Annotated in this window: 7 protein-coding genes; all 7 read right to left on the reverse strand. The window is 37.5% G+C overall.

Features of this window, described 5'->3' with window-relative positions:
* The 7 genes from CYP51_RS05415 to CYP51_RS05445 all read right to left on the reverse strand — a co-directional run bounded on the left by CYP51_RS05415 (nt 1) and on the right by CYP51_RS05445 (nt 7184).
* Nucleotides 1-462: a c-type cytochrome gene (locus CYP51_RS05415; protein WP_084109871.1), complete on the reverse strand. Its 462-nt coding sequence runs from the start codon at nt 460-462 to the stop codon at nt 1-3.
* Complete coding sequence (locus CYP51_RS05420) at nt 462-1010, reverse strand: c-type cytochrome (RefSeq protein ID WP_103624674.1); 549 nt, start codon at nt 1008-1010, stop codon at nt 462-464. The genes CYP51_RS05415 and CYP51_RS05420 overlap by 1 nt, the downstream gene beginning before the upstream one ends.
* Nucleotides 1007-1684 carry a 4Fe-4S dicluster domain-containing protein gene (locus CYP51_RS05425; RefSeq protein WP_084041224.1) on the reverse strand — a complete coding sequence of 226 codons (678 nt, stop codon included), beginning with the start codon at nt 1682-1684 and terminating at the stop codon, nt 1007-1009. Before CYP51_RS05425 ends, CYP51_RS05420 begins: the two co-directional genes overlap by 4 nt.
* Nucleotides 1677-2933 carry a nitrous oxide reductase family maturation protein NosD gene (locus CYP51_RS05430; protein WP_103624675.1) on the reverse strand — a complete coding sequence of 419 codons (1257 nt, stop codon included), beginning with the start codon at nt 2931-2933 and terminating at the stop codon, nt 1677-1679. The genes CYP51_RS05425 and CYP51_RS05430 overlap by 8 nt, the downstream gene beginning before the upstream one ends.
* Nucleotides 2926-3681: a cytochrome C gene (locus CYP51_RS05435; protein ID WP_103624676.1), complete on the reverse strand. Its 756-nt coding sequence runs from the start codon at nt 3679-3681 to the stop codon at nt 2926-2928. Before CYP51_RS05435 ends, CYP51_RS05430 begins: the two co-directional genes overlap by 8 nt.
* Nucleotides 3682-3764: 83 nt before the next feature.
* Entirely contained in the window at nt 3765-6353 is a 2589-nt protein-coding gene (gene nosZ, locus CYP51_RS05440) for a Sec-dependent nitrous-oxide reductase (RefSeq protein ID WP_103624677.1), read from the reverse strand.
* 12 nt (nt 6354-6365) lie between these two features.
* Nucleotides 6366-7184: an ATP-dependent protease gene (locus tag CYP51_RS05445; RefSeq protein ID WP_103624678.1), complete on the reverse strand. Its 819-nt coding sequence runs from the start codon at nt 7182-7184 to the stop codon at nt 6366-6368.
* Nucleotides 7185-7304: the final 120 nt, after the last annotated feature.

Consider the following 7304-nt stretch of genomic DNA (forward strand, 5'->3'; position numbering starts at 1 on the left):
TTACTTTTTAAATTTAGAAATTTCATCTGCAAGGCTTTCAAGCTCGCTATCACTAACATTTGTGAGTAGCCCCTTCATAAGCGAGTTTTGCACTTTGCCAGCTTTATAATCAGCCAGCTTTTTAAGTAATTCATCCTTACTTAGGTGCGTTATATCGGGAGCTACGACACCTTTTGCATTTGCACCATGGCACGGAGCACAAGTTGTTAGATACTGCTTGCTAACGCCTTCATTATGCACTTTAGCCACGCTTAGACTTAGCTCTTTTACCTTTTTTAGCTCATCTTCGCTGGCAAATTCTTCACTAGACTTTGGCTGCTCTTTTGTAAAATTTTGCTCTACTTTTGGCTGAGCATTAGTTGCTACTTTTTCCTTTTTAGGCGGAGTCTGGCTTAACATAAACACCATGATACCGCAAATTGCTACCGCTAAAATAATGGTTATAATCTTTCCTACTTTCATTATTTGCTCCTAAATTGTGTATTAAAATCACTGATTTCTTTAGCTAAATTTCTGATTTCACTATCATCCATTTTTTTAACAAGATCTCGCATTAAGACATTGACTTTCTCTTTATTTTTATAAGCATTTATCATTGTATAAATTTCATTTTCACTTTTTGTTAAAAGTGATGGCCCGATGATGCCATTTGCGTAATCATCATGACAAGCTGAGCATTTTGTAATGAAATTTTTGCTAAGTCTGCCCTTTATAAGTCTTAAATTTATAGTTTGAAGAGGGGTTCTTACCATTGCTAAAGCACCGATTTGACGGCTTACGTTATTATCTTCAAGTCCAAATTTTACGCTCTTTTCGCCGTGCATATCGTATTTTATGAAGTCATTTTGTTTATTTGTACTTTGATTATTTTCTTTTTTTTCAACCTTTATGCTAGCACTCGTGGCTACATTTATTGGTTGCTCACTAGCTGCTTTTTGCGCTTTGTCATCACTCTTTTCACAGCCAAAAAATAGCAAAGCAGCAGCCACTAAAGATATTATTAATCTCATTCTTTCTCCTTATAAATTTCATCATAACTCATTTTTGGGGCAATATTTATAATTTTTACAGGGCAAACCTCAGCACACACCCCACACCCAACACAGCCATGCTTTATGAGTGGCAAATTTGCTTCGCTCATTACTATTGCACTATCGCCAACTGGGCAAATACTGACACAAAGGTCACAAATTTGACCGATTTTGCCTTTTATCTTATCTTTTTCTGCCTCTTCTCTATCATTATAAACTTTGCGGACAAGCAAATCTTCAACGCTATCTTCGCTTAGTTTTTCTCTTTTTAGGCACATACAGGCATTTGCATTACTCAAGACAGCAACACCCATTTTCACATCATCAACAACTTTTGTAGCATGATCTAACGCACCGCTTGGACAGGCGAGCACGCACGGGAAAAGATCACATAAATAGCAACCTCTCTTTTTAGGATCGATGTATGCTGTACCATTTGAATATCCATCTTTTATATCAAGCAAACTTATACTGTGATAAGGGCATACCTGCACACACTGACCGCATTTGACACAAAGATCATCGAAGTCATCAACCGCACCTGGTGGTCTAAGATAGAGTTTATCGCCGCTACTTTTTGGCAAAATTTTACCTATGCCATATCCTGCGGCAGCTGCGACTGAGCCTAAGATTATAAATTTTCTTCTATCCACGTTTTGCCCTTAACGCGTTAAATTTTGAAGCATCAAGTGGTTTTATCCTTGGTGTGCTATCTTCAAGTAGCTTTACTGGCTCAGAAAATGGCGCAAGTTTGGCTAAAAAATTTAAGATACTAAAGACACTTGAGCCATAGAAAAACTGCAAATTTGGATAGTACTGCCAAAGCTGATCGGCATACGATAGATGCATAAATGGCGTATCACCATAGCCATCTTTATCTCTATCAAAGCTCTCATACTCATCATAATAATTTTTACTCCACCGATTTAATGCCATTTTATCACCTGGAGTATCGTTCGCAACGATATCCATATTGCCTATAAAATCATTATTTTCAAAGATGCTTGTCCCCTGAGTAGCGTGAAAATATACGCCAACTACGTTGTGTAAAATTTTATTGCCTAAGAAATTTATCGTTGAGCCTGGCTGAAATGGCGAGTTGTCAAGCAAAATTCCTCTTGCATTATAGATAAGTGTGTTATTTTCGATAGTAAAATTTGAAACATCTTTTAGACCAATACCGATACCAAAAGCGCCGTCACTATCCATAACAAGATTATTTTTTATATTTGAGCCAGCTGAATACATAAAAAACATTCCGACTGCATTGCCAATAAAATCATTGTTTTCGACTAAATTTTGATTTGCGTACATAAAATGAAGCGAATATCTACCGCGGATCGCTTTATTTTTTAAAAATTTATTGTGGCTCGCATACCATGCAACCATATCACGGCTATCATAAATATAATTGCCTTCGATTAAATTTTCATGACTATACCAGAGTCTAACAGCATCACCTCTAAAGCCAAGACTGGCCCCCTTTTTAGAAGTGATGTTATTTTCAGTGATCTTTGAGCTACTGCACTCTTTAAAATCAATCCCAAAAAGCACATCACTCAAGTCATTTTGCGTAACCAAGACATTATTTGCTTTATCACAGCCAATGCCAGCATCTAGCTCACCAAGGTCATTTCCGCTACCGCTTATCTTTAAATTTCTAAGCGTAACATTTGAGGCAATAATCTTTATAACTGTACCTTTACCATTTCCTTTTATGTGAGCGTTTTTGCCCTCGCCAACGATACTAAGCGGCTTATTTATAGTTATGCTTCCTTCATAGATGCCATCCCCTAGCTTTATAACATCGCCAGGGCTAGCATTATTTATTGCATCTTGAAGGATATTTGCAGAGCTAAAAATAGGCAATAAAGCAAGGGCAAAAATAAAAATTTTACGCATTTAGCTCTTTTTTCTTTGAAAATACTGCAAGTATGCAAAATACGCTCATAGCGATCATCACCCAAAATCCGATACTTGGATAAGAGTGCGTTGTAAATTGTGCGACACTACCATCGCCTAAAACTGTTGGCATAAATGGCTTAATCTTAAATGCGCCCCACTCTTGCATATTGTGTCCATACCAATAAAGCCATCCTGCAAATGCGCTCATAAATAGTACAGGCGCGATAATCGTTGGAACCATAAGAAGCGAGTTAAATTTGCCATTGTAATACAAAAATGCAAGCATGCAAAGTGTTGAAATAAGCAAATAATAAGGTGCTATCGCTCGCTCTAAATTTCCGCCATGCTCCATAGGATACATACCAATATAGTGATTTATCGTATTCATCTCATGCACGTCACCACTATATCCATCTACGTGAAAATATACAGGAATTCCATCAGGAAAGGCTGATTTTGGATAATTTGGAGCTTCAAGAGAGACGTACCAGATAGGAAAAGATGGCGTACCAATCTCTGCTTTTTGCTCGATCATCTTATGAAGATCGCTTGCTACATCTTTTGATAAAAGGTGATTTTTATACTGAAATGAGCTATAAAGATTATAGATACCGTAAGTATAAGATGGTAGTTCATCACCATTAGCTATACGCTCTTTTGCTCCGTGCCAACCAAGAACAGGCAAAGTAAAACAAACAGTCATTAAGACAAGTGCAACAATGGTATAAATTTTATATTTACTCATGATCTCTCCTTTAAATTTTAAAATTTCATCTGCTAAAAATAAAATTTTAAAATTTAAAAAGGGGCAAAATACCCCTTTAAAAACTACATACCAGCGTTTTCATCTACCCATTTTAGGTATTCGATGATATTTTTGATCTCTTCATCACTCATATGCTGATTTGGCATTCTAAGGTTAAAGTAATCAATCATTGATTTAATGTAGTCGTCATTATAGAACTTAGCAGGATCTTTAATAAATTCTGCTACCCATTTTTCGCCATTTTCATGTCTTAGTAAGACGCCTGTTAGGTCTGGACCTGAGCTTACTTGACCGATAACGTGGCAACCATTACATCCGCCTTTTAGATAAGCCTCTTCGCCTTTTGCAGCAGCTGGACTCATCGGAGTTGCGATCTCTTTAGCTAGGTTATTTTTAGCTCTTAAGCCAACATCAGCTGTTTTAACCATGTATTGCCATACTTGGTACTCCCAAAGGATAGCGCCGTTTACGTCGCCTTTTTTGTAAGCTTCGTCAGCTTTAGCTTTTACCTCTTTGATGTGACCGTATTGATCAAGTGCGTCATCAACCAAAGCTTTTACTTTTGGATATTTCTCATAATGTTTCTCTTTTAGGTATTTAACAACCTCTTGGATAACATCGTCAGTTGCCTTATTAGTTGCGATTACTTTGTCGTATTCAGCTTTTAAAGCTTCTGGACTTAGAGTTTTTAGCTTGTTATTTTTTGCAGATTCATATTTTTTATTTGGATCTTTAACAAGCAAGTAACCCATCATCTCTAGGTGAAGTGCTGAACAAAACTCGGTGCAGTAGTATGGGAAGACGCCTTCCATATCAGCTACGAAATTTACTGAAGCAGTTTTGCCAGGCTCAAGTGAAGCGTGGATGTTGTAAAGGTCGATGCCAAAGCCGTGAGTCTCATCTTGAGCGCGCTCTAGGTTTGTTAGGTGAATTGTTACGTTATCGCCTTTATTTACCTCGATGTGCTCTGGGTTGATGTGGCTTCTGATCATTGTTGCATAGACAGTTACGTTTTTGCCGTTTCTCTCAACTCTTTCTTGACCAGCTAGGGTTGCGTATGGGCTAGCCTCGCCTGTTCTTGAGTTTGTACCCATGTTGTAAGTAAGCGCTGGAGTTAGCTTGCTAGCAGCGATTGAGACAACGTCGTGTGGCTCACCAAGTGGGATAGGCATATCATAGATTAGATCCATTTTTGCACCAGTGATGTCTATTAACTGGTGGTTTTGTGGATGTAGTGGGCCAACTGGGTTGAAGCGATCGATTGAAAGTTTATCAAGAGCGATTGCGTATTTGCCCTTAGGTTTTGCTGATTTGCCCTCCATTGTGTCAAGGTGACCGATGTTGTAGTGAACATTTACTTTATCAAGCACTTTTAAATTTTTGTAGTCCCATTTTACGATTTGGCTATCAACATAAAGTGAAGTATAAAGTATGCCATCTTGTGAGTCAAATGATGTGTGCAGTGGTCCAAGGCCAAGTTCTACTTGTCCGTGCATTGACTTTTCTCTATCTAAGATAGGTATGCCGTATGGGTCAGTGCCAGCGTACTCTTTCTTGTCGATTAGCTCTTTGATCTTTCTAAAGTCATAAACTGATGCGTGAGTATCAAGCTTACCACCAACGATGATGTATCTGCCATCTGGGCTTACGTCACAACCGTGTGGGCTCTTTGACTCTGGGATCAAAAATAGTGCTCCAGCTTTTACAGCAGCTTCTATCGTAATCACTCTATGACCATTTATAACTTTGTAGTTTTTCTTGTCTTGTGCAAGTTTTTCTAAAATTTGCCAGTTATAAACGTGCAAGAAGTCGGTGTCGTTTCTACTAGCGCCTGCCTCAAATGGAGGAAGACCTTTTTCGATACCACCTGTATACATCTCAGTGTTTATTGAGTTTGTAAAGCCCCAGCCATAGCTCTCGCCCTTACCAGCGTCGCTTAGGTCTTGCCAGTATGGAGGAAGCTCAAGAGAGAAAGATGCTTTCTCGTCGATCTTGCCTTTTGGATAGTCAAATTTCCAAAATGTCACAGCACCTCTATAAACGGCTTCGTAGTCGTCCATTGAGTGATAGTTATCATCAAGTGGTGCTGCGTACTGGCTAGCTTCAATGACATACTCGCTGTTTGGAGTGATGAAGCTACCGCCGTGCTCACTCTTCATGATAGGGTTTACGACCATTTGAGTTGTCTCAAAGTCTTTTAAATTTATAACAGCGATCCTTGGGTTTGCCTTGTCGTTGATAAATAGATAATCACCAACATACTCACCATTTTTCTCAGTGAAATTTGGGTGGTGTGTATCGCCCCATGTTATCTCTTTGCCCCTGATGTTGCCTTGTTTCAAAACAGCTTTTGACTCATTGTCATAGCCATATCCTTGCCAAGGCTCTGGTGTAAAAACGCCGATGTATTTATAAATTCTCATCGACGGAACGCCATAAACTAGCACTTGACCGCTTTGCCCGCCAGATGAAAAGACGATGAAATCATCTTTTCTACCGCTAGGCTGATAAGTTTTAGCAGCTGCAAGGACATCTTTTTCGCTTAGCCCACGCTCTTTCATGACTTTTTCAAGGTCACTACTAGCAGCACAAGCAGTCGTTAAAGATAGCCCAAGCAACGCAGCACTTGCGACACAAAATAACTTTTGCATTTACTCTCCTTTTTAAAATGAATTTATCTCTAAACTCTTTATCTCATTGTCTAAATTTACGCCATTTAAGACGCCTTTGTCTATAAAAATTCTTTTTATCTCATTGCTAAAAAGAGCCTTTTGTCCTTTTAACTTAAAATCTTTGTCAAATTTATAGACTACTCCATCCCCATCACCTATAAAAATTTCATCCTCCATACACGCAAGAGCTGAAATTTTAGATTTTAAAACTTGCTTTTTAATTCCACTTTTAAAATCTAAAATTTCTCCATCTCTAAAGCCAAGCAAAATATCATTCCCCTTAAATTTACAGGCACTAAGCGGAGCAAAGCCAACACGCTTTTTCTCTTTTAAATTAAGCTCTTTATCAAGCAAAAATGCTTTGCCATTAAAGCTCGTAAAAAATAGCTCATCATCAATTGGCAAAAGACTTGAAATTTTATAAACATCTTTATAATTTTTAGTTAAAAGTTTATTTAGATTTTTATCAAAAACGCCTATGCTGACTTCATTTGCCATATCACAAGCTACGTAAATTTTATTTTTAATTACCACAATTTGTGAGATTTCACAGCCAACATTTGGCATGGCAAATAAAAAATTTCTCTCATTTGCCACTTCAATAATCTCATTGTTTAAATTTGCGATATAAAAGAATTCTCCATCATTTCCGCACTCTTGATTTTTATAAATCGTCTCTTTTAGATCCAGATTTTTAATCTGCCCATCTTTTATAAAGACGATGCCTTGGTTGCTTCCATTAATAAAGCAGCCTAATTGCTGGGCAAAAGCTGTTATCAAAAACAAACTTATACAAAGCAGAATTCTCATAATTCAAGGCACTTTCATCATAAATTTAATAAGCAAGAAAACTATACATACTTAACTCTTAAAAGCAAATTAGCGATTAATTTATTTTTTTAAGCTTTTAAAGAAAAATATCAATAAATT

Origin of the sequence: Campylobacter concisus, from assembly GCF_002912895.1 — a bacterium.
Classification (GTDB): Bacteria; Campylobacterota; Campylobacteria; order Campylobacterales; family Campylobacteraceae; genus Campylobacter_A; species Campylobacter_A concisus_G.

Bases quoted from the DNA above. Each gene is read 5' to 3' on its own strand.
- CYP51_RS05415 (WP_084109871.1), bottom strand. From the start codon at position 462: ATGAAAGTAGGAAAGATTATAACCATTATTTTAGCGGTAGCAATTTGC.
- CYP51_RS05420 (WP_103624674.1), bottom strand. From the start codon at position 1,010: ATGAGATTAATAATATCTTTAGTGGCTGCTGCTTTGCTATTTTTTGGC.
- CYP51_RS05430 (WP_103624675.1), bottom strand. From the start codon at position 2,933: ATGCGTAAAATTTTTATTTTTGCCCTTGCTTTATTGCCTATTTTTAGC.
- CYP51_RS05435 (WP_103624676.1), bottom strand. From the start codon at position 3,681: ATGAGTAAATATAAAATTTATACCATTGTTGCACTTGTCTTAATGACT.
- nosZ (WP_103624677.1), bottom strand. From the start codon at position 6,353: ATGCAAAAGTTATTTTGTGTCGCAAGTGCTGCGTTGCTTGGGCTATCT.
- CYP51_RS05445 (WP_103624678.1), bottom strand. From the start codon at position 7,184: ATGAGAATTCTGCTTTGTATAAGTTTGTTTTTGATAACAGCTTTTGCC.